Source organism: Streptomyces sp. BE20 (assembly GCF_036322525.1).
Taxonomy (GTDB): Bacteria; Actinomycetota; Actinomycetes; order Streptomycetales; family Streptomycetaceae; genus Kitasatospora.
Genome location: NZ_JAQYWW010001022.1, coordinates 66,571 through 93,563 on the forward strand (window position 1 = coordinate 66,571; position 26,993 = coordinate 93,563).

At 74.5% G+C, this 26,993-nt stretch carries 21 protein-coding genes and 7 tRNA genes; 11 read left to right on the plus strand and 17 right to left on the minus strand.

The genetic code is table 11. The features are described 5' to 3' along the window. Positions 1–4: 4 nt before the first annotated feature. Positions 5–559: a DUF4365 domain-containing protein gene (locus PUR61_RS28275; RefSeq protein WP_329882274.1), complete on the minus strand. Its 555-nt coding sequence runs from the start codon at positions 557–559 to the stop codon at positions 5–7. A 153-nt stretch (positions 560–712) separates the two neighbouring features. Here PUR61_RS28275 and PUR61_RS28280 point away from each other — a divergent pair, with 153 nt between their 5' ends. Beyond that, positions 713–1,480 (plus strand): exonuclease domain-containing protein, encoded by a 768-nt coding sequence (locus PUR61_RS28280; RefSeq protein WP_329882275.1) that lies wholly within the window; start codon positions 713–715, stop codon positions 1,478–1,480. A 94-nt stretch (positions 1,481–1,574) separates the two neighbouring features. Here the strand turns inward: PUR61_RS28280 and PUR61_RS28285 are convergent. The 3 genes from PUR61_RS28285 to PUR61_RS28295 form a co-directional block, all read right to left on the minus strand. After that, positions 1,575–1,646, minus strand: a tRNA-Val gene (locus PUR61_RS28285). Between the two features lie 209 nt (positions 1,647–1,855). Continuing rightward, positions 1,856–1,927, minus strand: a tRNA-Val gene (locus tag PUR61_RS28290). 156 nt (positions 1,928–2,083) lie between these two features. Then, positions 2,084–2,614 carry a TIGR02611 family protein gene (locus tag PUR61_RS28295; RefSeq protein WP_329882276.1) on the minus strand — a complete coding sequence of 177 codons (531 nt, stop codon included), beginning with the start codon at positions 2,612–2,614 and terminating at the stop codon, positions 2,084–2,086. Positions 2,615–2,808: 194 nt separating this feature from the next. Here PUR61_RS28295 and PUR61_RS28300 point away from each other — a divergent pair, with 194 nt between their 5' ends. Next, positions 2,809–3,222 (plus strand): SsgA family sporulation/cell division regulator, encoded by a 414-nt coding sequence (locus tag PUR61_RS28300; RefSeq protein WP_030056266.1) that lies wholly within the window; start codon positions 2,809–2,811, stop codon positions 3,220–3,222. Between the two features lie 411 nt (positions 3,223–3,633). Further along, on the plus strand, positions 3,634–4,203 hold the full coding sequence (locus tag PUR61_RS28305) for a CGNR zinc finger domain-containing protein (RefSeq protein ID WP_329882277.1): 570 nt from the start codon (positions 3,634–3,636) through the stop codon (positions 4,201–4,203). Between the two features lie 110 nt (positions 4,204–4,313). Here PUR61_RS28305 and PUR61_RS28310 read toward each other — a convergent pair whose 3' ends face one another. Further along, the gene (locus tag PUR61_RS28310) at positions 4,314–4,847 is read right to left on the minus strand and encodes a hypothetical protein (protein WP_329882278.1); all 534 of its coding nucleotides are present in this window, start codon (positions 4,845–4,847) and stop codon (positions 4,314–4,316) included. 162 nt (positions 4,848–5,009) lie between these two features. Between PUR61_RS28310 and PUR61_RS28315 the strand changes: the two genes are divergently transcribed. Beyond that, positions 5,010–5,510, plus strand: a complete 501-nt coding sequence (locus PUR61_RS28315; protein WP_329882279.1) for a DsbA family protein — start codon at positions 5,010–5,012, stop codon at positions 5,508–5,510. Positions 5,511–5,532: 22 nt separating this feature from the next. Here PUR61_RS28315 and PUR61_RS28320 read toward each other — a convergent pair whose 3' ends face one another. The 3 genes from PUR61_RS28320 to PUR61_RS28330 form a co-directional block, all read right to left on the minus strand. Continuing rightward, positions 5,533–6,375, minus strand: a complete 843-nt coding sequence (locus PUR61_RS28320; RefSeq protein ID WP_329882280.1) for a GNAT family N-acetyltransferase — start codon at positions 6,373–6,375, stop codon at positions 5,533–5,535. 71 nt (positions 6,376–6,446) lie between these two features. Continuing rightward, positions 6,447–7,277, minus strand: a complete 831-nt coding sequence (locus tag PUR61_RS28325; protein ID WP_329882281.1) for an aminotransferase class IV — start codon at positions 7,275–7,277, stop codon at positions 6,447–6,449. Between the two features lie 81 nt (positions 7,278–7,358). Further along, positions 7,359–8,414 (minus strand): chorismate-binding protein, encoded by a 1,056-nt coding sequence (locus PUR61_RS28330; protein ID WP_329882282.1) that lies wholly within the window; start codon positions 8,412–8,414, stop codon positions 7,359–7,361. Positions 8,415–8,712: 298 nt separating this feature from the next. On the opposite strand from PUR61_RS28330, the gene PUR61_RS28335 reads away from it, so the two are divergent. The 5 genes from PUR61_RS28335 (at position 8,713) to PUR61_RS28355 (ending at position 9,230) form a co-directional block, all read left to right on the plus strand. Then, a tRNA-Gly gene (locus PUR61_RS28335) sits at positions 8,713–8,785 on the plus strand. A gap of 40 nt (positions 8,786–8,825) precedes the next feature. Beyond that, positions 8,826–8,899: transfer RNA gene (locus tag PUR61_RS28340), tRNA-Cys, on the plus strand. A gap of 33 nt (positions 8,900–8,932) precedes the next feature. Beyond that, positions 8,933–9,004 (plus strand) — tRNA-Val (locus tag PUR61_RS28345). Positions 9,005–9,045: 41 nt separating this feature from the next. Further along, a tRNA-Val gene (locus PUR61_RS28350) sits at positions 9,046–9,117 on the plus strand. A 41-nt stretch (positions 9,118–9,158) separates the two neighbouring features. Beyond that, a tRNA-Val gene (locus tag PUR61_RS28355) sits at positions 9,159–9,230 on the plus strand. A 341-nt stretch (positions 9,231–9,571) separates the two neighbouring features. Here PUR61_RS28355 and PUR61_RS28360 read toward each other — a convergent pair. Further along, positions 9,572–9,772 (minus strand): hypothetical protein, encoded by a 201-nt coding sequence (locus PUR61_RS28360; RefSeq protein WP_329882283.1) that lies wholly within the window; start codon positions 9,770–9,772, stop codon positions 9,572–9,574. Between the two features lie 416 nt (positions 9,773–10,188). Here PUR61_RS28360 and PUR61_RS28365 point away from each other — a divergent pair, with 416 nt between their 5' ends. Continuing rightward, positions 10,189–12,357 carry a serine/threonine-protein kinase gene (locus PUR61_RS28365; protein ID WP_329882285.1) on the plus strand — a complete coding sequence of 723 codons (2,169 nt, stop codon included), beginning with the start codon at positions 10,189–10,191 and terminating at the stop codon, positions 12,355–12,357. A gap of 84 nt (positions 12,358–12,441) precedes the next feature. Here PUR61_RS28365 and PUR61_RS28370 read toward each other — a convergent pair whose 3' ends face one another. Then, a complete protein-coding gene (locus tag PUR61_RS28370; RefSeq protein WP_329882286.1) occupies positions 12,442–13,248 on the minus strand; it encodes a TrmH family RNA methyltransferase in 807 nt (268 codons plus the stop codon). A gap of 98 nt (positions 13,249–13,346) precedes the next feature. Here PUR61_RS28370 and PUR61_RS28375 point away from each other — a divergent pair, with 98 nt between their 5' ends. Further along, entirely contained in the window at positions 13,347–16,115 is a 2,769-nt protein-coding gene (locus PUR61_RS28375; protein ID WP_329882287.1) for a SpoIIE family protein phosphatase, read from the plus strand. Positions 16,116–16,167: 52 nt separating this feature from the next. Here the strand turns inward: PUR61_RS28375 and cobA are convergent, their stop codons facing one another. The 7 genes from cobA to PUR61_RS28410 all read right to left on the minus strand — a co-directional run bounded on the left by cobA (position 16,168) and on the right by PUR61_RS28410 (position 26,986). Then, positions 16,168–17,424, minus strand: coding sequence for a uroporphyrinogen-III C-methyltransferase (gene cobA / locus PUR61_RS28380; protein ID WP_329882288.1), 1,257 nt, complete (start codon positions 17,422–17,424; stop codon positions 16,168–16,170). Positions 17,425–17,528: 104 nt separating this feature from the next. After that, complete coding sequence (cobT, locus tag PUR61_RS28385) at positions 17,529–21,458, minus strand: nicotinate-nucleotide--dimethylbenzimidazole phosphoribosyltransferase (protein ID WP_329882289.1); 3,930 nt, start codon at positions 21,456–21,458, stop codon at positions 17,529–17,531. Between the two features lie 534 nt (positions 21,459–21,992). After that, on the minus strand, positions 21,993–23,321 hold the full coding sequence (gene cbiE / locus PUR61_RS28390; protein WP_329882290.1) for a precorrin-6y C5,15-methyltransferase (decarboxylating) subunit CbiE: 1,329 nt from the start codon (positions 23,319–23,321) through the stop codon (positions 21,993–21,995). Positions 23,322–23,483: 162 nt separating this feature from the next. Beyond that, positions 23,484–24,122 (minus strand): GNAT family N-acetyltransferase, encoded by a 639-nt coding sequence (locus PUR61_RS28395; protein WP_329882291.1) that lies wholly within the window; start codon positions 24,120–24,122, stop codon positions 23,484–23,486. A 210-nt stretch (positions 24,123–24,332) separates the two neighbouring features. Further along, positions 24,333–25,160 carry a MetQ/NlpA family ABC transporter substrate-binding protein gene (locus PUR61_RS28400; protein ID WP_329882292.1) on the minus strand — a complete coding sequence of 276 codons (828 nt, stop codon included), beginning with the start codon at positions 25,158–25,160 and terminating at the stop codon, positions 24,333–24,335. A 57-nt stretch (positions 25,161–25,217) separates the two neighbouring features. After that, the gene (locus PUR61_RS28405; RefSeq protein ID WP_329882293.1) at positions 25,218–25,964 is read right to left on the minus strand and encodes a methionine ABC transporter permease; all 747 of its coding nucleotides are present in this window, start codon (positions 25,962–25,964) and stop codon (positions 25,218–25,220) included. After that, positions 25,961–26,986 carry a methionine ABC transporter ATP-binding protein gene (locus PUR61_RS28410; protein ID WP_329882294.1) on the minus strand — a complete coding sequence of 342 codons (1,026 nt, stop codon included), beginning with the start codon at positions 26,984–26,986 and terminating at the stop codon, positions 25,961–25,963. The genes PUR61_RS28405 and PUR61_RS28410 overlap by 4 nt, the downstream gene beginning before the upstream one ends. Positions 26,987–26,993: the final 7 nt, after the last annotated feature.

A 26,993-nucleotide genomic window follows, 5' to 3' on the forward strand; every position in this document is an offset into this window, starting at 1 on the left:
GCCGTCACGGGCTGCCGCCCGCGCCGACCCTGGCCATGATGTCGCACAGTGCGCGGTCGTCGAAGACCTTCGCGGTGGGTACCCGGACGTTGGTCCGGCGCTGCCCGGTGACCGGGTGGCCGGCCAGGTTGACCCAGTAGCAGCAGTGCCGCAGCTCCAGCGCGTCCGGCCGGGCCGCGAGCCAGTGGTCGACCCGGCGGGGCAGCAGCATCACGACGAGGATGCGGGGCACCGCGACCCGGGGGCGGGCGAGCTTGCGCAGGTGGTCGTTGTCGAGGGTGAAGCTGAAGTACGGGCCGCGCGGATCGGGGGCGATCTGCTGGGTGGCCTTCAGCTGGATCTTGACGGTCACCTCGTCGTCGATCTCGTGGACCCGGGAGCCGTGACTGACCTGCCAGTCGATGCCGTTGTCGGGGAACGGCTGGGAGAGCGAGCAGCCGGCCGCGGCGGCGACCGCGTGCAGGTAGCCGACCTGCAGGGTCTCCATGCAGGCGGTCACCGCCAGGTTGCCCCGCAGGGCGGCCTCCGCCTCGTCGGGCTGCGGCTGGGTCAGTGCCATCGCCGGGTTCCTCCCCCCGTCCCCCCGGGCCCGTCCCGATTCGAACAGGGCACCTGTCGGCAGGGTGCCCGGCCGGTGGTGCGCCAAACGGTTGAGGGGACGTCAGGAGCGGGTATCACCAGGGCGGGAACGCGCTGTATCCGAGGGGCAGTCATGCAGCAGCACTGGTTCACCGGCCCGATCGCCTCCTTCGACACCGAGACCACCGGCGTGGACGTCGAGACCGACCGCATCGTGTCGGCCGCCCTGGTGGTCCAACTCGCCCCGGGCGCCGCCCCGCAGGCGACCACCTGGCTGGCCGACCCCGGCGTGCCGATACCGGACGGTGCCCGCGCGGTGCACGGCATCACCGACGAACGGGTCCGGGCGTTCGGCCGCCCGGCGCGGACGGTGGTGGCGGAGATCGCCGCCGCACTGGCGGCGCAGGCCCGGGCCGGCCGCCCGGTCGCGGTGATGAACGCGCCCTACGATCTGACCCTGCTCGACCGGGAGTTGCGCCGGCACCGCGGGGTCACGCTGACGGACGCGGTGGGCCCGGCCGGCCTGCTGATACTGGATCCCCGGGTGCTGGACAAGCACGTGGACCGGTACCGCAAGGGCCGCCGGACGCTGACCGACCTGTGCGCGCACTACGGGGTGCGGCTGGCCGGGGCGCACGACGCGGCGGCGGACGCGGCGGCGACGCTGGCGGTGGTCCGGACGATCGGTGCGCGCCATCCGGCCGCGCTGGGCGGGCTGACGGTGGCGGAGCTGCACCTGCGGCAGGCGGTCTGGCACGCGGCACAGGCCCGGGGGTTGCAGGCGTGGTTCGACCGGTCGGGGGCGGACGAGCGGGTGGACCTGTCCTGGCCGCTGCGGCCGGCCCGGTGCGGATGCGGGCGACGGCTGTCCCCGGACCACAGGTGCGAGATGGCGGCGTAGCGCGGCGGGGCCGGTCCGGGCGCCCGGCGTTCGGTGTGCGCGCGAACGCCGCAGGCCCCGACCGGTCTCCGGTCGGGGCCTGCATGCTGTCCGGTGGGCGATACTGGGATCGAACCAGTGACCCCTTCGGTGTGAACGAAGTGCTCTCCCGCTGAGCTAATCGCCCGGGCAACGAGAAGAACTGTAGCACCATTCGGGGGGTGCGGTACAACTCGCTTCCCCGGGGTGCCGGTCGACACATCCGCAGAACTCGCACTCCGCACGGAAGATGACTGCGCCTCAGTTCATTCCCGGATGACGTTCACCGGATTGTGGAAATACATGTGAGGCCCAGCCGATAATCGACTGGGCCTCACATATCACAATGCATTCCGGTGGGCGATACTGGGATCGAACCAGTGACCCCTTCGGTGTGAACGAAGTGCTCTCCCGCTGAGCTAATCGCCCGGGTGCAGGGAAAACATTACCGCATCCCACGGGGTGGTCCGAACACGCTCGCCCCGGCCCCCGGAACGGCCGCCTCACCCGGACGGCGCACCGGCCGGCCCCCGCTCCCCGGCCGGACCGCACACGGTCCGCACCCGGTCCGCGACGGACCCCCGCTCAGTCCTCGTCGATCTTCCAGGGCATGACCAGCCCGTACTTCCACAGGTACCAGCCGCCGATCCCGGCGATCACCGTCAGGCCGATCACCGTGAGCGTGATGTTGCGGCGGCGGACCCGCGGGTCCAGGGCCTTCTGGGCCGCCTCGGCCACCTTCCGCCGGGTCCAGCGCAGCGCCAGCTGGGCCCAGACGAACTCGGTCGCCCAGATGCCCATGCCCAGGAAGATGACCACCCAGCCGGGCCCGGGCAGCGGCAGCATGATCACGCCGAGCACCACCACCGCGAGGCCGATCAGGAAGACGGCCACCTGCCAGCTCAGGTGCAGCGGGCGGGAGCGGCGGATGAAGTGCGGCGCGCGTGAGCCCAGCGGCCGGCCACCGTCCGCGTCCGCCCCCGTACCCCCACCGTCGCCGTCCTCGTCGTCGTTCCCCGACCCCGTCGGCACCCCCGTGTCGTCCGGCACGATCACATCCCCCGTTCCCGTGTTCCCGCCCGCGTCACCGCGTGCCTTGTCGCTTCGCACAGTCATGCCAGGAAACTAACCGAGAAGCGGGCCGGTAATGCCCTGCGGGGCACTCTGTGGCGATTCCGCAATGCGCCGTAAGGGGTACGACTCGCGCCCGAATCGGGACAGAGGGGTTTACATCGGTCTTGGAGGTGGGATGGTCCGTTCGCCGACGTGCGATTCCCCGAGCGCACACTGAGCGAAAGGCCATGGCGCTTATGAACACCACGGTCAGCTGCGAGCTGCACCTGCGCCTCATCGTGTCCAGCGAGTCCTCACTGCCCGTCCCCGCGGGTCTGCGCTACGACACCGCCGACCCCTATGCCGTGCACGCCACGTTCCACACCGGCGCCGACGAGACCGTGGAGTGGGTGTTCGCCCGAGATCTCCTTGCGGAGGGGCTGCACCGACCCACGGGTACCGGCGACGTCCGGGTCTGGCCGTCGCGCAGCCACGGGCAAGGGGTGGTCTGCATCGCGCTGAGCTCTCCGGAAGGAGAAGCCCTGCTGGAGGCCCCGGCCCGGGCGCTTGAGTCGTTCCTCAAGCGGACGGACGCCGCCGTACCCCCCGGCACCGAACACCGTCACTTCGACCTCGACCGGGAGCTGTCCCACATCCTCGCCGAAAGCTGACCCCGACCGGAGGCGGTCACGCCCCGCTGTCGGCGGGGTCGTACCTCCTGCCGTCACCGCAGCCGTCCTACTCGGGGGCACGGCAGCAAACTCAGCCGCGCACGACGCGGTCTCGGGGCCGGTGAAACGATTCGCCCCCATCAGGGGCGGGCCGGAGCACCGAAGGCGCCCGGCAGTGAGGCCGGCCACCCGCAGGGGTGGCCGGCCTCACTGCCGGGCGCAGGCGTCTTCCGGGCGGGCCGGCCGCCGGTCGCTCCCGGCCCCCTCCCGCCCGCCCTCTCCGCCCGCACTGACGAGATCCGTACGCACCTTCGAAGGAAGCCGGCACCGTGTGCGGCGCGGCCCGGTAAGGTCTGGGAGTGACCGTAGTCGCGGGGCGCCGACGGCCCCCTCCGCGCGAGGAGCCCCCACGTGCTGATCACCCATGACACCGAGTGCGCGCTGAGCATCCTCGTCGAGCTGCTCAACACCGCACCCGAGGTGTGCGGCACCGAGCTGCTGCCCGACGTGGCCGCGCTCGACGCCTTCGTGATCCGCCAGGAGATCAGCGAGGTCGACTCCCTCACCGACGGCGACCTGCGCCGGGTGCACGAGCTGCGGACGCAGCTGCGCGAGGTCTTCGGGACGGAGTCCACCGAGGAGGCCGCCGAGCTGGTGAACGCCCTGGTCGCCGCCGCCGGCACGACACCCCGGCTCACCAACCACGACCACCACGGGTGGCACATCCACTACTTCGCGCCGCACGCCGCGCTCGGTGACCACCTGGCCGCCGAGCTGGGCATGGCGCTGGCCTTCATCCTCACCGCCGGCGAACGCGAGCGGCTGCGCCGCTGCGAGGCACCGGACTGCGCACGGGTCTTCGTCGACCTCTCGCGCAACCGCTCGCGGCGCTACTGCGACAGCCGGACCTGCGGGAACCGGCTGCACGTCGCCGCCTACCGGGCGCGCCAGCGGTCCGCCGAGTCGGTGCCCTCGGCCTGACCGCCGGCCCCGGCCCCGAACGGGGCAGGCGGTGGTTCGGGCGACGGGCCCGACGGCAGGCCGAAACCGCCGGACCGGGTCCCGGTCCGGCGCGGGCGGGCCGCTTCCGCTCAGATCCCGCGGCGGCGCAGGATCTCCTCGATGTCGGAGAAGTCCCCGAGCCCGTCGTCCCGCCTGGCCTGTTTCGCCGGCTTCTGCTGCTTCGCCGGCTTCTGCGGCTCGGCCTGCCTCGGCTGCTCGGTCTGCCTCGCCGGATCGAACGGCGCGGTGCCCGTGACACCGCCGGGATTCGCGCCGACGGCCGGGCGTGCGGGAGCCGGACCGGCCGCCGGACGCGCCCCGCCCCCGGCGACGGCGCCGCGACGGCCCGCCCAACGGGTGGTGGCCAGCAGCGCGGCCGAGACGCCCAGCAGCACGACGCCGGTCCAGACCCGGGGGTCGAAGACCAGCTTCGTCGCCCAGTCCGCCAGCTCGCTGCCGACGGTCCGGGCCACCGGGAAGAGGCCGGTCAGGTAGAGACCGGCCGGCACCAGCGCGAACGCGAACCAACGGGTAGCGGAGAGGAAGCGCCGGCGGTACGCGCGCAGGCCCGCGACGGCCACCCCGGCCGCCGTCAGCGCGAAGCTCACCGCCGCCGTCAGCACGGCCGCGTCCCGTCGTCGGCCGCCGCCCGCGCACCGCGCGCCGCTCGGCCGGTCGGCCTGTCAGTCGAACTGGTCATCTCGTCGGACCTCCCGTCGCTCCGGTCTGGCCGGGCCCGACCGCCACCGGGACGGCACGGAGCCCACTAGTGGAACACTGGGGGCATGATCGAAGGTTCCCTCCCCCGTCTCGAGTTCTGGTGCGAGCTCCAGTGTCCGGACTGCCGCACCGCCCTGGACGACGTCCGGACGCTGCGCGCCCGGTACGGCGACGCGCTCCCCGTCGAGCTGCGCCACTTCCCGCTGGAGAAGCACAAGCACGCCTACGCCGCGGCGGAGGCCGCCGAGGAGGCGTTCGCGCAGGGCTTGGGGTGGCCGTACGTCGAGGCGCTGCTGGCCCGCGTCGAGGAGCTGGAGTCGCGCGGCACCGAGGTGCTGCTGGAGGTGGCGCGGGAGGTCGGGGTGGACGCCGAGGAGGTGGACACCGCGCTGGTGGACGGGCGGCACATGCTGATCGTCGACGCCGACCAGGCCGAGGGGAAGGCGATCGGCGTGCAGGGCACGCCGACCTACGTGATCGCCGGGCAGCGACTGGACGGCGGACGGAGCCAGGACGGCCTGCTGGACCGGATCGTCGCCGTCATCGAGGCGGCGCAGCGCTCCTGACGTCCCGTCGGCGGATCCGGCGTCAGATCAGCGTCTTGCCGTAGACGCGGTTGGTCACCCGGTAGCCGAGCGACTCGTAGAGCCGGATCGCGACCTCGTTGCCGCTGAAGACGTTCAGCCCCAGGTCGCGGACCCCGGCGGCCAGGCACTCACGTTCCGCGAGCAGCATCAGCGCCCGGCCGTGGCCGTGGCCCCGGTGGGCCTCGGCCACCTCGACCACCATCACCCAGGCCAGCGGCGCGCCGTCGGACAGGTCGCGGACCCGCAGGGCCAGCCAGAGCGAGCCCAGCGGGTCCGGCCCGGCACCCCTCAGCCTGCGCAGCGCGACACCGGGGGTGCCGGCCCCCAGGGGCAGCAGGTTCAGGTGGTCGGCGTCGGACTTGGCGCGGGCCTGCTCCTCCGCGAGACCGGACGAGACCAGGTCGCGCAGATAGCCCTCCTTGGCGTCCGCGAGCCAGTCCGGGAACTCCTCCGCCCCGATCGGGTGCGCGGTGAGGCCGGGCGGCAGCGCGGGCGGCGCGGTGAGGCGCTTGGCCATGTTCCGCATCCGCTCGCTGTAGCCGAGGGTGACCGCGAGCGAGCGCGCGAGCTGCGAGGACTCGGGGATGTCGGCGTCCACCCGGGTACAGCCCCAGCCGCGCAGCACCTCCTCGGCCGCCAGGGCGCCGAACGTTCCGCGCCCCCGCCCGCGCCCTTCATGCACCTCCAACTCGGCTATCTCGCCCCAGAGTTGCCCGCCGCGCGGAACGAGGCTGGTGCGCAGGGCGCCGACCGGCCGGCCGTTGGCGCAGATCCGCCAGCGTCTGGTGCGGCCGCCGGCGGCGGTGGGTGTCTCCGGGCCCTCTGGGCGCAGCGTGGTGGTCATGCCGGGGTCCCTTCCCGCCGCCCGGGTGTTCTACCCGCCGGGGTGGGCGGGGCCGGGAGCCCCGGCGGCGCTCAGGGGTCCAGGTCGTCGGCGCTGCGCTCGGCGAAGACCGCCATGGCCTTGGTCGTCACCGGACCGGGCCCGGCCAGTTCGCGGCCGTCCACGCGGGTGACGGCCTGGACGTCGCGCAGGGTGGAGGTCAGGAAGACCTCCTCGGCCCGCTGGAGCGCGTCGAGCGGCAGTTCGGCCTCCTGGGCGCCGCACCAGTCGATGACGAGCCGGCGGGTGATGCCGGCCAGGCAGCCGGAGGAGAGCTGCGGGGTGAGCAGGGTTCCGTCGAGCACGACGAAGACGTTGGACCCGGTGCCCTCGCAGAGCCGGCCGGCGGTGTTGGCGAGGATCGCCTCGGAGGCGCGGGCGCGGTGGGCTGCGGCGAGGGCGACGACGTTCTCGGCGTACGAGGTGGTCTTCAGACCGGCGACGGCACTGTGCTCGTTGCGGCGCCAGGGGACGACCGCGACGGCGGTGGTGTCGGGGCGGCGGGCGGCGGTGCCGAGGGAGACGACCAGGGTGGGGGCGTCGTCGCCGCGTTCGGAGCCGAGCGGGGCGACGCCGCCGGTGTAGGTGACGCGCAGCCGGCCGAGCGGCACGGGGTTGGCGTCGAGGACCCGGGCGCAGGCCTCGCGGACCCGGTCGTGGTCGGGATCGGGCAGGCCGAGGCCGCGGGCCGAGCGGGTGAGCCGGTCGAGGTGGCGGGTGAGCGCGAAGGCCCGGCCGTCGACGGCCTTCAGGGTCTCGAAGACTCCGTCGCCGGTGGTGAGTCCGTGGTCGAGGACGGACAGGGCGGGGTCGGCGGAGTCGACGAGGGACCCGTTGACCCAGCTGGTGGTGGGGTGCTGCATCGAGGGCTGCTCCTCGTGGGTGGGGCGTGGGCGGGTCGGTTCCGGCCGGGGTCCGGAGACCGCGCCGGGGCGTTCCCGCTCTCAGTCGGTGGGGGTGTCGGTGCCCGACGCTATCGCGACCAGGCGGGCGGCCTTCAGTTCGGTTTCCGCCCACTCGCGGTCGGGGTCGGATCCCCAGGTGATGCCGGCACCGGTGCCGAAGCGGAGCTCGGGGGCGGCCGGGTCGGTCCGGTCGATCCAGAAGGTGCGGATGCCGACGGCGAGTTCGCCCTCGCCGCGGTCGGCGTCGACCCAGCCGACGGCCCCGCAGTAGGGGCCGCGCGGGGCGGTCTCCAGCGCCTCGATGATGCGCAGGGCGCTGGACTTGGGGGCCCCGGTCACCGAGCCGGGCGGGAAGGTCGCGGAGAGCAGTTCGGGCCAGCCGGCGTCCTCGCGCAGGGTCCCGTCGACGGTGGAGACCAGGTGGACCAGGCCGGGGTGCTTCTCGACGGCGCAGAGGTCCGGGACGCTGACGCTGCCGGTGGCGCAGACCCGTCCGAGGTCGTTGCGGACCAGGTCGACGATCATCACGTTCTCGGCGTGGTCCTTGTCGAGGAGGTCGTCCTCGGTGCGGCCGGTGCCCTTGATCGGGCCGGAGGAGACGGTGCGGCCGGTACGGCGCAGGTACAGCTCGGGCGAGGCGGTGGCGATCTCCACGCCGTGGCCGGGCAGCCGGACGGTGCCGGCGTAGGGCGCGGGGTTGCCGTGCGCGAGCAGGCCGGTGAGGGCGTCGACGTCGGTGCGGTCCGGGTCCGGCAGCGGCGCGGACAGCACGCGGCAGAGGTTCGCCTGGTAGACCTCGCCGGCCGCGATGTGCTCCCGGATCCGGCGGACGCCCGCGGTGTAGGAGGCGTGGTCGAGCGAGCTGCGCCAGCGGTCGGCGGCCGGTCCCCGCCAGCCCGCGCCGGACGGGGGCGCGGGGGCCGGGCGGACGTCGTCGAAGCGGGCACAGGTGAGCCGGCCCTCGAAGTCGTGGACGACGGCCCAGTAGCCGGCGGAGTCGAGGGCCGCCGGATCCGAGGTGACGTCGCGCAGCCCGGTCGCGAGGCGGCCGCCGAAGCGGGCGAGGGGGGTGTGGGGGGCGGGGTGGCCGGACACGGGTCTCCTGCACGGGCTTGCTCGGTTGCGGTGCCTGAAGTGTAGGTCGGGGGGCGTGAGCAGAGTCGGGCATCGCGCGGGCGTGCGCCGGATGACCTGCGGGTGTCACTCAGGGTGCCGTTCGCCTCGCGACGGGGCCGTCCCGCGAGGTCGGCGCGGGCCCGGCCCGCGGCCGCCCGGCGGGCACCCCGGCGGCACGCTGCGGGAACGGATTTTTAGCTGGCCCGGGAATCCGCTAGAGTTCAACACGTCGCCAGGGAGCGCAGCCGGGAAAAACGGTGAAGATCCCGGGAGACAGGCGGACGTGGCTCAGTTGGTAGAGCATCACCTTGCCAAGGTGAGGGTCGCGAGTTCGAATCTCGTCGTCCGCTCGATGGAGAACAGTGTAAGATCGTTCTTCGAGTGTTGCCTGGTGGAGTGGCCGAGAGGCGAGGCAACGGCCTGCAAAGCCGTCTACACGGGTTCAAATCCCGTCTCCACCTCCAAGAGGACTCCCGGTTCCACCGGGTGACCTCCCCGCGCGATTAGCTCAGCGGGAGAGCACTACCTTGACACGGTAGGGGTCACTGGTTCAATCCCAGTATCGCGCACGTCGGATCCTCCGGGGTCTGCTGCAGGACCGCCGCACCAGGCGCGATTAGCTCAGCGGGAGAGCACTACCTTGACACGGTAGGGGTCACTGGTTCAATCCCAGTATCGCGCACGTCGGGCCCTCCGGGGTCTGCTGCAGGACCGCCGCACCAGGCGCGATTAGCTCAGCGGGAGAGCACTACCTTGACACGGTAGGGGTCACTGGTTCAATCCCAGTATCGCGCACAGTAACGGCAGGGGCCGCGACTCCGAAGAGTCGCGGCCCCTGCCTTTTGCGTGCTCCGGACCGCCCGAACCACGTGCCCGGCTGCGGGTCCCGTGCGGACGCGGGGGAAGCTTCGGGGGGTCGGCCGACAGCCTCGAAAGACAGAAGAGCCGCGTACGGTCGCCCTCACCGACGTCCGTACGCGGCATCTCCTCCTGCCGGGGTGCTCTGCGCACCGCTCTCGCCCGTCCGCGTGTCAACGCGGTCGCGGCCTCCCCGGCGGCACCGGCTCCCCGTCCCCAGGGGATCCAGTGCCCGTTCTGTGGGCCGGCCCGGAGGCCGACCGGTCCCGGCCGGTGGGTCAGTGGCCGATCAGATCGGCGACCGCCTGAGCCTGGGTCGCCATCTGCTCCCAGCCCCCGAACAGGCTGACCAGCAGCACCGCGCAGGGCAGTGCCATGGCCACCGCCACGGCCGGGTGCCTGGTGGGCTCCGCGGCCTGGGGCTGAGTGAAGGCCGGCCGACGGCGGCGGGAGGTCGTTCCCGTGAGCTGCGCTGCCATGCCCTGACTCCTGATTCGTGAGCAGTTCTGTGTGAAGGTGGACGCGGTGGACGGCTTACCTCGGGGGACGAGCTCCCCGTCCACCGCTGAGGACAACGCTATGGCCCGAGGGGTTCGGTGGGCGTCATGCCGTCGTACTGTTCTCCGGGCCTCCCGGAGGATGACGCTCGGACCTGGGGACTACTACCGCAGGGGGAGACGTCCTCCGTCGCACCCCCGGGGGAACCCTGAGGGGCGACCCCGAGAAACGTTTCAGCAGCCGCGTCCCGAGGTCAGTCCAAGATCGGACTATCGGACGGTGGCTTGAGGTGTTGCGTATCAGCACACCGCAGCAGGCAGTCCGTAAGCTGTGCCAGACAGGAACTGACGACGCCCCAACCGACGGGGCCTCACCCACGGTCTGACGGGGAACGAAGATGGCGATGATGCGGCTGAGGCGTGAGGACCCCCGCATCGTCGGGCCGTACCGCCTGCACCGGCGGCTGGGAGCCGGTGGGATGGGGGTGGTCTATCTCGGCTCGGACCGCCGGGGGCAGCGCGTCGCACTCAAGCTGATCCGGGCCGAACTGGCCGAGGACATCGAGTTCCGCACCCGCTTCGCCCGCGAGATCGCCGCCGCCTCCAAGATCCGGGGCGCCTGCACCGCCCGCGTGATGGGCTCCGACATCGAGGCCGACCGCCCCTGGCTGGCCACCGCGTACGTCCCCGGGCCGTCGCTGTACAAGCGGGTCGGCGACGACGGACCGCTGAGCTGGCCCGAAGCGGCCCGGATCGGAGCCGCGCTCGCCGACGGGCTGGTCAAGGTGCACGAGGCCGGGGTCGTCCACCGGGACCTCAAGCCGTCCAACATCCTGCTCTCGCCACGCGGCCCGCGCATCATCGACTTCGGTATCGCCTGGTCCCGCGGGGCCAGCACCCTGACCCACGTCGGCACGGCGGTCGGCTCCCCGGGCTTCCTCGCGCCCGAGCAGGTCCGGGGGGCCGCCGTCACGCCCGCGACCGACGTCTTCGCCTTCGGGGCCACCCTGGCGTACGCGCTCACCGGCGACACCCCGTTCGGTTCGGGCGCCTCCTCGGAGGTCATGCTCTACCGGGTCGTCCACGAGGAACCCGACCTCACCGCGGTACCGCCCCAGCTGGCACCGCTGATCCGGGCCTGCCTGGCCAAGGAGCCCGCCGAACGGCCCGGCGCCGCCGCCCTGCACGAGCGGCTGAGCGAACTGGCCGCGCGCGGCACCGCGGCGGGCGGAGCCTCCGGCGGGACGTTCGGACGGAACCGCGGCTCCTCCGACGGCAGTACGGCACGCGACGCCGCGGCGGAGCGGAACGGGGCGGCCCCGGGTGGCGCCGCCGCAGCCGCCCCCGGGGCGACCCGACCGCTCACCGCGCGCGGCACCGAGGGGCGGCCCGGAGCCGCCGCCCGGCCGGCCGGCAGCGTCCCGCCGGGACCACCGGCCGCCGCCCCGCGCGGTGTCCCGGCCCCCGGGCGGGCAGCGGACCCGGCAGCGGCCTCGCGCGCCCGCGCCGGAGCGGTGGGCCGGCCCGCCGGACCCCCCGGCGGGCCGCCGCGACGTGCCCCCGGCCAGGGCGGGCAGGCGGCCACCGCACCGCTCCCCCGGCCCGACGCGGCCCAGGCCACCCGGCCGATGCGCGAACGCCAGCAGACCCCTCCGCCCGGCCGCCCCGGTGCACCCGGCGGCGCGCGGGAGCGGGACCAGCGGCCGGCCCGGCCGCGCGGGCGGGCCCAGGACCGGCAGCACACACCCGTACCGGGCGGCCGTCCGGGTGCGGCCCGGCAGCGGCTGCTCCGGCAGCGCCTCGTGGTCTTCGTCACCGTGACGGTCGGGGTCGCACTCGCCATCGCCGCGGCGCAGGGGTGCGAGAACCGGGAGAACCAGGGGATGCGGCCCTCGGCCTCGGCCCCGGCGGCGCCGGGTGCGGGCGAGCAGCAGGGTGGCGCGGCCCCGCCGTCGACCCCCGCCCAGGGCCCGGCGGGCTCGGCCGGCACCGGCCTCTCCGCCGACGGCATCGCCCAGTCCGCCTCTCCGCTCACCGCTGCGGCGCGCGCGAGCGCGGTGGCCGGCGAGGGCGCGCTGGGCCCGGCACAGGGCGCCGGGCCCGCCGTGGACTGGCCGAACCGCGCCTACCCCGATCCGGCGAGCGGAGCGGCCGTCACCCTGCGCGACGGCCGCTCCGCGGGGACCGGACCCCAGGTCGTCCTGAGCGCCGTACTCCCGGCGCGGTACAAGGGGGCTCCGGCGGCCCTGGTGGTGCTGCGCCGCTCCGAGGGCTCGGTGCCGGTCGACCTCGTCCAGCTGTTCTCCTTCAACGGGGACGCGCCGGTCGCGCTGGCCTCCCGTTCCTCGGCCGCGGATCCGCAGGCCACGGCGACCTGGCGGCTGGAGAACGGTGCGCTGGTCCGCGAGGAGCGGGTCGCCCAGACGGGTTCGGCCACCTCGACCCGGTACACGGTGCGCGCGGACGGCACCCTGGAGGAGTCCTGGCCGGGCTCCGGCTCCACCACGCCGGCCGTCACCGCTCCGCCCGCCGCGGCTCCCGCCCCGCCCACCGCCCCGACGGGCTGAGGGCCACCGGGCCGAGGGCCCGCCCGGATCGGGCCCGGCGCACCGGACGTCGGACCGGCCGACGCCCCGTGCGCACCGGATCCGTCAGGCCGCGGTGACGGCGTAGAAGGCGACGGCCGCCGCCGCGCCGACGTTGAGCGAGTCGATGCCGTGCGCCATCGGGATGCGGACCGCGTGGTCGGCGGCCCCGACGGCGGCCCGGGTGAGGCCGTCGCCCTCCGCACCGAGCATCAGCGCGGCCTTGGGCAGGCGGTGGGGCGCCAGACCGGCGAGGTCGACGGCGCTCTCGGCAGGGGTGAGGGCCAGCAGGCTGAACCCGGCGGCGCGGACCGCGTCCAGCGCGGCCGGCCACGGGTCCAGGCGGGCGTACGGCACGGCGAAGACGGCGCCCATCGAGACCTTGACCGCACGCCGGTAGAGCGGGTCGGCGCAGTCGGGCGAGAGCAGGACGGCGTCCATGCCGAGCGCCGCGGCACTGCGGAAGATCGCGCCGAGGTTGGTGTGGTCGACCAGGCCTTCGAGGACGGCCACCCGGCGGGCTCCGGCCAGCACCTCGGCAGCGTCCGGCAGCGGTCGGCGTTCCATCGAGGCGAGGGCCCCGCGGTGGACGTGGTACCCGGTGACGGCCTCGGCCAGCGCGGGCTCGACGACGTGGACGGGGGCGTCGGCGTCCGCGATGACGTCGGCCATCACGTCCAGCCACTTGGCGGTCAGCAGCATCGACCGCATCCGGTAGCCGGCCGCCAGCGCGCGGCGGATGACCTTCTCGCCCTCGGCGATGAAGAGGCCCTCGGCGGGTTCGCGGCGGCGGCGGAGTTCGACGTCGGTCAGGCCGGTGTAGTCGGCGAGGCGCGGGTCGGCGGGGTCGGTGATGGTGCTGGGTTCGGACACCCTGCGATCTTGCCAAGCCGGGCCGGGGAAGGCCAAACGGCCCAAGGGTCGGGGGTGGTGCCCTTGGCCCCCTGCCGGGCGGAGTGCAAATATGACGTATGGCCCGTTTTCCGGGCCGATCCTGGGCTCCGTCGGCCGCTGGTGCATCCGGTTCCACCACCTCGCCCCGATCCACCGGTACCGCCGGCTCCGCCGGTGGGCGCCCACACGGTCGGCACCAGCAACCCCGAGCGGCCCGACAGGGGCCGGCGAAGAGCCGGTCGGTGGCGGGACAGGTGTTCGCGCTGCAGGTCGTGGTGGTCCTGCTGCTGGTGGCCGCGGCCGTCGTCGCACTGGTCGTCCAGTCCCGCAACGACGCCCGGCAGGAGGCCACCAACCGGTCGGTGGCGGTCGCCCAGACCTTCGCCAACTCGCCCGGCATGGTCGAGGCGCTGCGCTCCCCCGACCCGACCGCGATCCTCCAGCCCAAGGCACAGTCGGTGGCGGTCAACGCGGGTGTGGACTTCGTCGTCGTGCTCAACACCGACGGCATCCGCTTCACCCACCCCAACCCGGACCGGATCGGTCAGAAGTTCGTGGGGACCTACCAGCCCGCCCTCCAGGGACAGGTCGTGGTCGAGCAGGTCGTCGGCACCATCGGACCCCTGGTGCAGGCGATCGTGCCGGTGCACGCGCCGGACGGCCAGGTGGTCGGGATGGTGTCCGCCGGCATCACGATCGCCAATGTGAGCAGCGCGAGCGAACGGCAGCTGCCGGTGGTGCTGGGCGCGGCCGCCATCGCGCTCGGGCTGGCCACCTGCGGCACGGCGCTGGTCAGCCGCCGGCTGCGGCGGCAGACGCACGGGCTCGGGCCGGCCGAGATGACGCGGATGTACGAGCACCACGCGGCGGTGCTGCACGCGGTGCGCGAGGGCGTGCTGATCATCGGCGGTGACGGGATGCTGCTGCTCTGCAACGACGAGGCACGCCGGTTGCTGGACCTGCCGGCGGACGCCGAGGGCCGGCCGGTCGCCGAACTGGGACTCGACCGCGCGCCCGAGGAACTGCTGACCGCCGGGCGGGCGGTCACCGACGAGGTCGTGCTCGCCGGTGAGCGGCTGCTCGCGGTGAACGTCCGGCCGACCGACCAGGACGGCGGGCCGCCCGGCTCGGTCGCCACGCTGCGCGACTCGACCGAGCTGATGGCCCTGACCGGGCGGGCCGAGGTCGCGCAACGACGGCTGCGGCTGCTGTACGACGCCGGGGTGGCGGTGGGCAGCACGCTGGACGTCGAACGGACCGCGGAGGAACTGGCGCAGGTCACGGTGGGGCGGTTCGCGGACTACGTCACCATCGACCTCGCCGAACAGGTGCTGGCGGGCGAGGAACCACCGCCCGGTCCGGACCTGGGGCGGATGCGCCGGGCGGCGTTCGCCGGGGTGCGGGACGACTCGCCGTTCTACCCGGTGGGAACGGTGCTGGAGGTGGTGCCGTCGACGCCGCTGGCGGGCGCCCTGCACAGCGGGCTGCCGGCGGTCGAGCCGCGGCTGGCGGAGGCGTCGGCCTGGCGGGACCAGGACCCCGAGCGGGCGGCGCAGGTGCTCGCGTACGGGGTGCACTCGCTGGTACGGGTCCCGGTGAAGGCCCGCGGCGTGCTGCTGGGAGTGGCCCGGTTCTGGCGCTCGGAGCGGACGGACGCCTTCGAGGAGGACGACCTGGCGCTCGCCGAGGAGCTGGTCGCGCACGCGGCCGTCTGCATCGACAACGCGCGCCGCTACACCCGGGAGCACGCGATGGCGGTGACCCTGCAGCACAGCCTGCTGCCGCGGAGCCTGCCGGACCAGAACGCGCTGGACGTGGCGCACCGGTACCTGCCGGCGCAGGCCGGGGTGGGCGGGGACTGGTTCGACGTGATCCCGCTGCCCGGCGCGCGGGTGGCGCTGGTGGTCGGCGACGTGGTGGGGCACGGGCTGCACGCGGCGGCGACCATGGGCCGGCTGCGGACGGCGATCCACAACTTCTCGACCCTCGACCTGCCGCCGGACGAACTGCTCGGGCACCTGGACGAGCTGGTCAACCGGATCGACCAGGAGGAGTCGGCGACCGGCGGCCCGGCGGCGGTGACGGGTGCCACCTGCCTGTACCTGATCTACGACCCGGTGTCCCGGCGGTGCACGCTGGCCAGTGCCGGGCACCCGCCGCCTGCGCTCGTCGGGCCGGACGGGCACGTGGTCTACCCGGAGCTGCCGACCGGGCCGCCGCTGGGGCTGGCGGTGCTGCCCTTCGAGACGGTCGAGCTGGAGGTCGCCGAGGGCAGCCGGCTGGTGCTGTACACCGACGGGCTGGTGGAGGACCGCGAGCGGGACATCGACGAGGGGCTGGAGCTGCTGCGGGCCGCACTCGCCGGGCCGCCGAGGACGCCGGAGCAGACCTGTGCGGACGTGCTGGGGGCGCTGCTGCCGGCGCGGCCGCAGGACGACATCGCGCTGCTCGTGGCGCGGACCCACGTGCTGTCGCCGGACCGGGTGGCGGAGTGGGAGGTGCCGTCCGACCCGGCGGCGGTGGGCGGCGTGCGGGCGGCGGTGGCCGAACGGCTGGAGGAGTGGGGGCTGGAGGAGGCGGCGTTCGTCACCGAGCTGATCCTGAGCGAGCTGGTCACCAACGCGATCCGCTACGGGACGGGGCCGATCCGGGTCCGGCTGCTCCGTGACCGGTCGCTGATCTGCGAGGTGTCGGACACCAGCAGCACCTCGCCGCACCTGAAGTACGCGGCCACCACGGACGAGGGCGGGCGCGGGCTCTTCCTGGTCGCCCAGTTCGCCGACCGGTGGGGCACGCGGTACACGGCCACCGGGAAGGTGATCTGGACGGAGCAGCCGCTGGAGTAGCGGCCGGCGGGGGCGCCGCCCGGCCCCGGGCCCGTGGGCCCGGGGCCGGAGGTCAGGACCGGGCGGTGCCGGACGCGGCGGCCAGGACGTCCACGACGTCGCCGACGACGATGACCGCGGGGGGCTTGATCTGCTCGGCCTCGACGGTGGCGGCAACGGTGGCCAGGGTCGCGTCCACCCGGCGCTGGGCGGCGGTCGTGCCCTCCTGGACGACGGCCACCGGGGTGTCCGCCGGGCGCCCGCCCTCGATCAGCCGGGCCGCGATCGCGCCGATCTTGTCGACCGCCATCAGCAGCACCAGCGTCCCGGTCATCCCGGCGAGCGCGTCCCAGTTGGTCAGCGAGCGCTCGTCGTCCGGGCCGACGTGACCGGAGACCACGGTGAACTCGTGCGTCATCCCCCGATGGGTGACCGGCACGCCGACCGCCGCCGGCACGCTGATCGAGCTGGAGATGCCGGGCACGACCGTCACCGGCAGTCCGGCCTCCGCGCAGGCGAGCAGTTCCTCGCCCCCGCGCCCGAACACGTACGGGTCGCCGCCCTTCAGGCGGACGACGAACTTCCCGGCCTTGGCGTGCTCGACGAGCGTCCGGTTGATCGCCTCCTGGGCCATGAACCGGCCGTACGGGATCTTCGAGGCGTCGATCACCTCGACGTGCTCCGGCAGCTCGGCGAGCAGCTCGCGCGGCGCCAGCCGGTCGGCCACCACGACGTCGGCGTCGGCGAGCAGCCGGCGGCCCCGGACGGTGATCAGGTCCGGGTCGCCCGGACCGCCGCCGACCAGCGCCACCCCCGCACCGTGCGCACGGTACTGGCGGGCGGCGAGGGAGCCGTCCCGCAGCCCCTCCACGATCGAGTCGCGCAGGGCCGCGGAGTGGCGCGGATCCCCGGTGAGGACCGCGACCGTGGCACCCGCGTCACGCCCGCTGGCCGGCGTCCACGCCGTGGCCGCGGCCGCGTCGTCGCTGCGGGCGCAGAAGACCCGCTCGCGCTCGGCCTCCGCGCTGACCGCGGTGTTCACCGCCGGGTCGTCGGTGGCGACCAGCGCGTACCAGGTGTCGGCCAGATCGCCGTCCCGGTAGCGCCGCTCGTGCCAGGTCAGCTCGCCCGCGTCGGCCATCGCCTGGACCGCCGGGGTGGTGACCGGGGATATCAGGTGCACGTCCGCGCCGGTGGCGAGCAGGGCGGGCAGCCGACGCTGGGCGACGTGACCGCCGCCGACGACCACCACGCGGCGGCCGGCGAGCAGCAGGCCGACCGGGTACGGGGTGCGGCCCTCGGTGCTGGGGTGAGGGGTGGGCGCGGTCATCGGCGGTGCTCCTGGATCGGGTGAGGGTGGTGGGGGTACGCCGCCGCACCGCTCCGCGTCACGGCGCGCCCTCGGGCCGGTACGCGGAACGGTGCGGGAGGGCGTCAGGCCTTCTCGGTGACCCCGGCGGAGTCGAACGTGGCTACATCGTGCATCGCCCGGGCCGCACTCTGCACCAGCGGCAGGGCCAGCAGGGCACCGGTGCCCTCACCGAGCCGCAGGTCGAGGTCGATCAGCGGACGCAGGCCCAGCTTGGTCAGCGCGGCCTGGTGGCCGGGCTCGGCCGAGCGGTGACCGGCGATGCAGGCAGCCAGCACCTCGGGGGCGATCGCCTTGGCGGCGAGCGCGGCCGAACCGGCGATCACACCGTCCAGGATCACCGGGGTGCGCAGCGAGGCGGCGCCGAGCAGGAAGCCGGCGATCGCCGCGTGCTCCAGACCGCCGACGGCGGCGAGGACCCCGATCGGGTCGGCCGGGTCCGGCTGGTGCAGGGCCAGCGCGGTACGGATGACCTCGATCTTGCGGGCGTGCGTCGCGTCGTCGATGCCGGTGCCGCGCCCGGTGACCTCGGCCGGGTCCAGGCCGGTGAAGACCGAGATCAGGGCGGCGGAGGCGGTCGTGTTGGCGATCCCCATGTCACCGGTGACCAGGGCCTTGTTGCCGGCCGCGACGAGGTCGCGGGCGGTCTCGATGCCGACCTCGATGGCCTTGAGGGCCTCCTCGCGGGTCATCGCGGGGCCCTTGGTCATGTCGTCGGTGCCGGGCTTGACCTTGCGCGGCAGCAGACCGGTGGTGCGGCCCTGCTGGATCGCGTCCGGCAGCTCGGCGGCCACGCCGACGTCGACCACGCAGACCTCGGTGCCGATCTGGCGGGCGAAGGCGTTGACCACCGCTCCCCCGGCCAGGAAGTTGCCGACCATCTGGGCGGTCACCTCCTGCGGCCAGGGGCTGACCCCCTGGGCGTGCACGCCGTGGTCGCCGGCGAAGACCGCGACGCAGGCGGGCTCCGGGATCGGCGGCGGGCACTTGCGGGAGAGTCCGGAGAGCTGGGCGGAGATGATCTCCAGCATGCCGAGCGAGCCGGCCGGCTTGGTCATCCGCTTCTGCCGGTCCCAGGCCTCGCCGAGCGCCTTGGCGTCCAGCGGGCGGATGCCGCGCAGGGTCTCGGAGAGCAGGCTGTGCGGCTCCTCGCCGGGCAGGGCACGGTTGCCGTACTGCTCCTCGTGGACCACCCAGGAGAGCGGGCGCTTCTTGGCCCAGCCCTGCTGCTGGAGCTCGGGCTCGTCCGGGAAGGCGTCGACGAAGCCGACGCACAGGTAGGCGACGACCTCAAGGTGCTCCGGCAGACCGAGCTCGCGGACCAGCTCCTCCTCGTCGAAGAAGCTCACCCAGCCGACGCCGAGGCCCTCGGCGCGGGCTGCCAGCCAGAGGTTCTCGACGGCGAGGGCCGCCGAGTAGGGGGCCATCTGCGGCTGGGTGTGCCGGCCCAGGGTGTGCCGGCCGCCGCGGGTGCGGTCGGCGGTGACCACGATGTTCACGGGCGTCTCGAGGATCGCCTCGATCTTGATTTCCTTGAACTGCTTGGCACGGCCCTTGGGGAGCGAGTCGGCGTACGCCTCGCGCTGCCGCTCGGCCAGCCCGTGCATCTTGCGACGGGTCTTGGCGGAGCGGATGACCACGAAGTCCCAGGGCTGCGAGTAGCCGACGCTGGGCGCGGTGTGGGCTGCCTCCAGGACCCGGATCAGCACCTCGTGCGGGATCGGGTCCGGGCGGAAGCCGTTGCGGATGTCGCGGCGCTCGCGGATCACCTGGTGGACGGCCTCGCGACCGGCCTCGTCGTAGCCGGGGGCCGCCGGGCCGCGCGGCTCGGCGGGTTCGGCCGGCTCGGCGGGTTCGGCGGCCTCCGCGAGGACCTCGGCGGGCACCGTGGCCTCCGCGGCTTCGGCGGGCTCCGTGGCCTCGGCCGGCTCGACGGCCTCCGTGGTCTCGGCGGGCTCGACGGCCTCCGTGGTCTCGGCGGGCACCGTGGCCTCGGCCGGGGCGGTGGCGTCGGTGGCGGGCTCGGCGGGCCGGACGGTCCCGGGCTCGACCGGGGCGGGGGCTTCGGTGGGCGACGGCTCCTCGGCGGGGGCCGGCTCGGCCGCGGCCGGAACCTCGGTGACCGGGGCCTCGGCGACCGGAACCCCGGCGGCCCGGAGGTCGGCGACGGGAGCCTCGGTGGCAGGGGTCTCGACGACGGGGGCCTCGGTGGCAGGGGTCTCGACGACGGGGGCCTCGGGTGCGGCCTGGGCCGCCTCGGCGGTCTCCCCGGCCTCCGGGGCCTGCACGACGGGCTGTCCGGCGGCGTCCACCGGCTCGGCGGGAACGGCCGGCTGGACCGCGTCGGCGGCACCGCCGTCCGCGGCCTCGACGGGCGCGGCGGCCTCGACGGACACGATGGCCTCGACGGACACGATGGCCTCGACGGGCGCGACCGCGTCGGCCGGAGCGGCGTCCGCCGGGGCAGGCTCGGCGGCCGGGCCGGCGACGGACCGGCCGGAGGGCATCTCGCCGGTGCCCACGGCGGTCGCGGCGGCGGCCTCCGCGTTCTCGGCGGGGCCGTCCACCGTCTCGGACACAGCGACGGCCGTCGGCTCGGCCGGGGCCGGCTCGGCTGCCGGGACGGCCTCGGGCGCCGGGGCGGTGGCCTCCGCCGCAGGCTGCCCGGCGAGCGCTATGGGCGCGGACTGCTGCGCCGCGTCCTCGGCGACGGCCGACGCCGGCTGGTCCACCGCCTCCACCTGGGGCAGACCGTGCGGCGTCGGGGCGGCGAGGAAGGCGGAGATCCGGCGGGGCTGTCCGGCCGGGGCGACGGGCTGCGCGACGGCGACCGGGGCCTCGACGGCGACCGGCTGCTCGGCGGACGGCTGCTCGGAGCTCGGCGCGTCGGTGCCCGGAGCCTCTCCCGCGGGCACGGCGGGCACGGCGGGCACGGCCACGGGGGCGGCCTCGGCCTGCACCGCCTCGGCCTGCGCGGGCTCGACGGTCCCGGTCGCCTCGACAGGCTGGGCGACGGGCTCGGTGGCCGCGACGGCCTCAGGGGCCACCGGGACCTCGACGGCGGGGGCCTGCTGGACGTCGCCGTCCACGGGCTGCGGCACGGGCACGGCGTCCGGCACCGGCCGGACGTCCTGGGCCTGCGGCAAAGGCTGCACGTGCGGCACCGGCTGGGCCGGCGCGACCGGGACGGCCTGCGGCTCCGGCTGGACGGCGGCCGGGATCACCGGGATGCCGTGCGCGGGCGTGCCGCCCTGCGAGGGTCCGCGGTCGGCGAGCGAGCGGACCGGGACCTGGCCGGTCATCAGGGACGGGTCCGGGATCGGCGGTCCGGCGTGCAGCGGACGGCGCGGCGCCTGGGCGGCCGCGGCCTGCTCCGGGCTCTGCTGGACGGGAACGGCCTGACCGGCCTGCGCCGGGAACGGCGCCTGCGGTACGCCGTGGGCCTGCGGGACGGCCGGGTCGACGCCGAGCGGCGGCGGGTCCAGCGGCGGCCAGGACGGCTCGACCGGGGTGCCCGGCGCGACCTGCTGGTCGGCGGCGGTCGCGGCCGGCTCGCCCCACGAGCCCTGCGGGCCGGGCATGAGCAGGACGTCGTCCTCGTCGTCGAGCCCGTCCGGCTGGTCGGGCTGGTCGAGGAAGTGGAAGGCGGGGCGCGGGGCGCCCGGGTCCGCGGCCCAGCCCTCGCCGACGGCGCCCGGGACACCGGTGCCGACGGGAACGCCCGGGGCCTGGACGAAGCCGGGCGCGCCGAGCGGCAGGGCCTGGCCGGGGACACCCTGCGGCGGAAGGACACCCGCGCCGGGGGGCACCGCGCCCGGGAAGCCCGCACCCGGAACCGTGGGGTTCGGGATCAGCTGTCCGGGGACCGCACCGTCCGTCGCGACGCCCTGCACGGGTGCGACAGCCGCGACGCCCTCCGGGCCGCCGAGCGGGTCGGGCCCGGCGAGCAGGTGCTCCGGCAGTCCCTCGTTCGGGACGTGGCCGCCATCGGTCATGTCAAAGCTCCTTCCAGGCCGCTGCCGCGCCCTCGGCGACGCGATCACCGACCGCAGCGCCCATCCGCACGGGCCGGGCCTGCACCGGCCCGCCCCTCAACCACACATGGCCGCCGCGCCGAGGCGCTGCGGCCGAAGTCCTTCCGGCGCGCTGCGGCACCCCGGCCCGCGCACCACCCGCGAGGGGTGGCGCGTCATCTGAAACAACGACAAGCCGGGGCAACCGGCACGACCGCACCGGACCCTACGGCATTCTCCAGGTCCGGCAGGCGGCCCGTCGAATTGCCCACACTCCGAGCCGTACCGGCCTGCACCACGTCAAAAAGGCGACAAACCGACCGGATCGGGCGGGCTGTCGGACGTCGCAGCCGTCCCGGACGCCACACTACCGGCCCGGCGGCGCCGCCTCTCGAATCGGTGTCCGGATGCGACCTGGATCACCGTCGGACCGGCCGCGCCTGCCACCGCGCCTTCCGTCGGGCCACCGCGGTGGAGATCCGCGGCCGGGATCACCACCCTGCGGCGACCGCGCCTTCACACGATCTGCTCACCCCAGAGCAGGAAGGTGCCCGGATCGCCCACACCGAGGCGGAGTCCGGAGCCGGTGTCCGCCGCGGCGGCGGGTGCGGAAGCCGACGCGGCGACAGGGGCCGCGGCGGGCGCGAGCAGCGGCGCGGACTGGAGGAGTGCGCCGTCCGCGCGATAGCCCGCTCCGGCGATCGCCCGGCGGACCTCCTCCGCCTCGCCGAGGGTGCGGGCCACCGCCACGACCCGCTCGGGGCGGCGGGACAGGACGGCGCGCACCACGTCGGCACCGCCCGACTCGACCACCGCCGCATCGGGCTCCGGGAGTCCGCCCAGCACCTCGGGGCCGCGGCCCTGCACGATCTCCACTTCGACCCCGTAGCGGCGGGCGTTGACGGCCAGCCGGGCGCAGGCCGCGCGGTCGGACTCGACGGCGACGACGGCGGCACCGAACCGGGCCGCCTCCACGGCGAGCTCGCCGCTGCCTGCCCCCACCGACCAGACCAGGTCGCCCGGGCGGGCCCCCAGGCGGGCCAGCACCAGGGCGCGCACGTGCGAGGGGAGCGTTTCGGACGCGCCGGGCTCGCCCCCCGCGCGCCCGGCGCCCGTGTAGGCGTCGGACGGGAGCGCCCAGCCCCGCTCCACGCCGGGATACCCGACCGGACGGCCGGCGATCCAGCCGGCCGCCTCCGAGGCCGTGCCGGCCTGCGGTCCCCCGCCGGGGCCGCCGCCGCTGCTGCCGCCGATCACCAGCACCACGCTGGGGTCGCGCCAGACGTGGTCGGCGACCCGGTCGGAGGTGAGCACGGTGACGTCCTCGTCGGGCGTGCCGAGCGCCTCGCAGACCACGAAGGTGCGGTGCACGCCACGGAGCATGAGGGCGAGTTCGGCGGGCCCGGCCCCGGGAGCCGTGAGCACGGCGACCTTCGGGTTGGCCCGGCAGACGTTGGCGGCACGGCGCAGCCGGCCGCCGTGGGCGCTGACCACCTGGGCGTCCTCCCAGGGCATGCCGGCCCGGGCGAAGGCGGCCGCGACGGAGGAGACGGCGGGCAGGACCTCCAGTTCGAGGCCGTACTCGGGGCGGCGCAGGGTGCGCACCACACCGAAGAAGCCCGGGTCCCCCTCGGCGATGACGACGGCCGCGCCGCGGTGCTCCGCGATCCGGCGGGCGGCCGGCCGGATGCTGCCGAGGATGATGCGCTCGGCGGCGGGCGGCACCGGGAGGGTCCTGAGCTGGTACGGGGCGCCGGCCACCAGGGTCGCTGCGGCGAGGGCCGCTGCGGCGGCCTCGGTCAGCGGGGTGCCGTCCCACCCGATGACCGTGATCCGGTCAGCCATCTGCGGCTGTTCCCCCTCGCCATCCGTGCGCCGACATGCTGCGCCCGCGTACGGCGCCGGTGGAGAGGCTACCGGGTGCGATCCCCCCGTCGGCGACATCCCGCACACATGTCCGTCACGTACGGGCGGCGGGGCGGCCGGGCACCGGGCGGCCTCGGGGGGTCAGTCGCGCAGGACGTAGTGGCGGTCGCCGGGCCAGGCCCCGGCCTGGACGGTGTCAGGGGTCTCCATGTCCTCCGGCAGCAGGCTCCACAGGATGAGGTCGCTGCGGCTCTCCTCCACCACCTCGCCGGCCTCACCCCGCACTATCCACGCACTGCGCAGGACGCCTTCGCTGATGCCGCCGATCTTCTGCGCGACCTGCTGGGCGGCGGTGTTGCCGGCGGCGGTGCGCATCTCCAGGCGGAGGAAGCCGCGGTCCTCGAAGAGCCACTGGGCGACGCCGAGGACGGCCTCCGGCGCGTAGCCCTCGCCGCGCGCCCAGGCGGCGGTGACGAAGGCGATCTCGGTGGAGCGCAGCCGCCAGTCGGTGGCGCGCAGTTCGACCAGGCCGACCAGCCGCTGGGTGAGGTGCTCGGTGACGGCGAAGACGATGCCCCGGCCGGCGGCCCGGTGGGCGGGGGCGAGACTGCGGGCCAGTTCGGCGGCGTAGGACTCGGTGAAGGGGTGCGGGAGGTCGGTCCAGGCCAGGACGAGTTCGTCGGCCATCATCGTGGCGAGGCCGGCGGCGTCGTCCTCCGCAAGCGGGCGCAGCAGCAGCCGTTCGGTGCTGATGGCGGTCTCGGGGAAGCTCGCTGCCATGCCGTCTCTCCTCGCCGGGTCGTGGACACACCGTACGCCTCGCCGGTGCCCGGGTCTCACGCGGTGCACGGACCGCACGACGGTACGTCAGTTCCGGGTCTGTCGGACCGTCACTGGTGCATACTGCCCGACCGGGCCCCCGCCGAGGTGCGGCGGGGGCCCGGTGCGGGTCCGGCGGGACGGGTCGGAGCGCGGTTCGGCGCGCCGGTGTCAGAACGCCGGGATGACGGAACCCTTGAAGGTGTCGTCGATGTACTTCTTGACCTCGGCCGAGTGGAGCAGCTCGGCGAGCTTCTTGACCCGCGGGTCGTTCTCCTTGCCCTGCTTGACGGCCAGGATGTTGGCGTAGGGGTTGCCCTCGGCCTTCTCCAGGAGCAGTGAGTCGGTGGCCGGCTTGAGGCCGGCGTCCAGCGCGTAGTTGCCGTTGATCACGGCGGCGTCGAGGTCGTCGATGGAGCGGGGCAGCTGGGCGGCCTCCAGCTCCTTCCACTTGAGGTTCTTCGGGTTGGCGGTGACGTCGGCGGGGGTGGCGGCGGTGCCGACACCGGCCTTGAGGGTGATCAGGTTGTTGTCGGCGAGCAGCTTGAGCGCGCGGCCCTCGTTGGTGGCGTCGTTCGGCAGGCCGACGGTGGCGCCGTCCTTGAGGTCGCCGATGGTCTTGACCTTCTTGGAGTACACACCCAGGGGCTCCAGGTGGACCGTCTCGACCGAGACGATCTGGGTGTTGTGCTTCTTGTTGAAGTCCTCCAGGTACGGCACGTGCTGGAAGTAGTTGGCGTCGGCCGAGCCGTCCTGCACCGCGGTGTTGGGGGTCACGTAGTCGGTGACCTCCTTGATGGTGAGCTTGAGGCCGGCCTTCTCCGCCAGGTTGTCCTTGACGTACTTGAGGATCTGACCGTGCGGGGTGGGGCTGGCGACGACGGTGAGCGCGGCGTTCGGGTCGGAGGACGCCGAGTCGCCGTTGCTGCCGCAGGCGGCGAGCGAGAGGGCGATGCCGGCGGTGGCGAGGACGCTGGTGAACTTCAGGGCGTTGCGCACGAAAAGTGCCTTTCTGCGTGATACGGGGAGCCGGGTCCGGGTTCGGACATCGGAAGGTCAGCGGGCGACGACGTCCTCGTCGGGGGTGGCCGGGGCCTCGGGGGTGCGGCCGCGCGGGCCGAGCAGGCGGGTCCGGCCGCCGGTGCGTCCGCGGTTGGCGAGGGCACGGACGGCCCGGTCGCCGATCAGCTGGACGACGGTCACGATGATCACCAGTTCCGCGACGATGATCCACATGAAGGCGGTCTCGAAGCGGAAGTAGCCGTAGTTGATGGCGAGGGTGCCGAGGCCGCCGCCGCCGACCACGCCGGCCATGGCGGAGTAGCTGATCAGCGTGATGATCGTGGTGGTGACGGAGGCCACGAGGGCGGGCAGCGCCTCGGGGATCAGCGTCTTGCGGACGATGGTCCAGGTGGAGCCGCCCATGGCCTGGACGGCCTCGACCAGGCCGCGGTCGACCTCGCGGACGGAGGTCTCGACCAGCCGCGCGAAGAAGGGGATCGCGCCGATGGTGAGCGGCACGGTGGCGGCCTCCCACCCGATGGAGGTGCCGACCAACCAGCGGGTGAAGGAGATCAGCGCGATCATCAGGATGATGAACGGCACCGAGCGGGCGATGTTCACCGCGGCGCCGAGCACCTTGTTGACCGGCTGGTTCTGCAGCAGGCCGCCCTTGTCGGTGAGGACCAGCAGCACGCCCAGCGGAAGGCCGAGCAGTACGGTGCCGGCGGTGGCGACGCCGACCATCTGGAGGGTTTCCCAGGTGGCGGGCCACATCAGTTCCTGCATCTGGTCCCAGGTCATGCCGCCGCCCCGTTCGCCGTCTCCAGCACGTCCACCTGAAGGCCCTGCTCGCGCAGGAAACCGATCGGCACCACGTTGTCCGCGCGGGAGCCGGGCAGCTCGACCCGCATCCGGCCGACCATCCGGCCGGCGATGGTCTCGACGGCGGCGCCGAGGATGTTGATGTCGATCTGGTAGGTGCGGGCGAGCTGGGAGACGAACGGCCGGGCGGAGCTGTCGCCCTGGAAGGTGATCTCCAGGACGGTGCTGCCGGGGTGGCCGGTGCCGAACTCGCTGAGCGGGAAGAGCTCGCGGGCGAGCTCCGAGCCGGGCTTGGCGAGCAGGTCGGTGAGCTCGCCGGACTCGACCACCCTGCCGCCGCGCATCAGGGCGGCGGAGTCGCAGACGGACTTGATGACGTCCATCTCGTGGGTGATCAGCAGGACGGTGAGGCCGAGCTGCTGGTTGAGGTCGCGCAGCAGCTTGAGGATCGACCGGGTGGTCTCCGGGTCGAGTGCGGAGGTGGCCTCGTCGGAGAGCAGCACCTTCGGGTCGCCGGCGAGGGCGCGGGCGATGCCGACGCGCTGCTTCTGACCGCCGGAGAGCTGACCGGGGTAGCTGCGGGCCTTGTCCCCGAGGCCGACCAGGTCGAGCAGCTCGGCGGCCTTGCGGCGGCGCTCGGCCCCGTCCAGCCCCATGATCTCCAGGGGGAGCTCGACGTTCTGCTGGACGGTCCGCGAGGAGAGCAGGTTGAAGTGCTGGAAGACCATGCCGATGCGGCGGCGGGCCTCGCGCAGTTCCCTGCCGGCCCGGTTCTCGCCGCCGGACAGCGCGGTGAGCTCGACGCCGTCCACGGTGACGGTCCCGGAGCTGGGGCGCTCCAGCATGTTGACGCAGCGGATGAGGGTCGACTTGCCGGCACCGCTGGTGCCGACGACGCCGTAGACCTCGCCGGGGCGGACGTGGAGGTCGACGCCGGCGAGGGCGGTCACCTCGCGGCCGCTTGAGCGGTAGACCTTGGTGAGGTCCGTGGTGGTGATCACAGCTGCT

Excerpts from the sequence above, each read along its gene's own strand:
- PUR61_RS28280 (WP_329882275.1), top strand. The coding sequence starts at position 713 with ATGCAGCAGCACTGGTTCACCGGCCCGATCGCCTCCTTCGACACCGAG.
- PUR61_RS28360 (WP_329882283.1), bottom strand. The coding sequence starts at position 9,772 with ATGGCAGCGCAGCTCACGGGAACGACCTCCCGCCGCCGTCGGCCGGCC.
- cobA (WP_329882288.1), bottom strand. The coding sequence starts at position 17,424 with ATGACCGCGCCCACCCCTCACCCCAGCACCGAGGGCCGCACCCCGTAC.
- PUR61_RS28300 (WP_030056266.1), top strand. The coding sequence starts at position 2,809 with ATGAACACCACGGTCAGCTGCGAGCTGCACCTGCGCCTCATCGTGTCC.
- PUR61_RS28315 (WP_329882279.1), top strand. The coding sequence starts at position 5,010 with ATGATCGAAGGTTCCCTCCCCCGTCTCGAGTTCTGGTGCGAGCTCCAG.
- PUR61_RS28320 (WP_329882280.1), bottom strand. The coding sequence starts at position 6,375 with ATGACCACCACGCTGCGCCCAGAGGGCCCGGAGACACCCACCGCCGCC.
- PUR61_RS28365 (WP_329882285.1), top strand. The coding sequence starts at position 10,189 with ATGGCGATGATGCGGCTGAGGCGTGAGGACCCCCGCATCGTCGGGCCG.
- PUR61_RS28405 (WP_329882293.1), bottom strand. The coding sequence starts at position 25,964 with ATGACCTGGGACCAGATGCAGGAACTGATGTGGCCCGCCACCTGGGAA.
- PUR61_RS28375 (WP_329882287.1), top strand. The coding sequence starts at position 13,347 with ATGGCCCGTTTTCCGGGCCGATCCTGGGCTCCGTCGGCCGCTGGTGCA.
- cbiE (WP_329882290.1), bottom strand. The coding sequence starts at position 23,321 with ATGGCTGACCGGATCACGGTCATCGGGTGGGACGGCACCCCGCTGACC.
- PUR61_RS28275 (WP_329882274.1), bottom strand. The coding sequence starts at position 559 with ATGGCACTGACCCAGCCGCAGCCCGACGAGGCGGAGGCCGCCCTGCGG.
- PUR61_RS28395 (WP_329882291.1), bottom strand. The coding sequence starts at position 24,122 with ATGGCAGCGAGCTTCCCCGAGACCGCCATCAGCACCGAACGGCTGCTG.
- PUR61_RS28295 (WP_329882276.1), bottom strand. The coding sequence starts at position 2,614 with ATGACTGTGCGAAGCGACAAGGCACGCGGTGACGCGGGCGGGAACACG.
- cobT (WP_329882289.1), bottom strand. The coding sequence starts at position 21,458 with ATGACCGATGGCGGCCACGTCCCGAACGAGGGACTGCCGGAGCACCTG.
- PUR61_RS28325 (WP_329882281.1), bottom strand. The coding sequence starts at position 7,277 with ATGCAGCACCCCACCACCAGCTGGGTCAACGGGTCCCTCGTCGACTCC.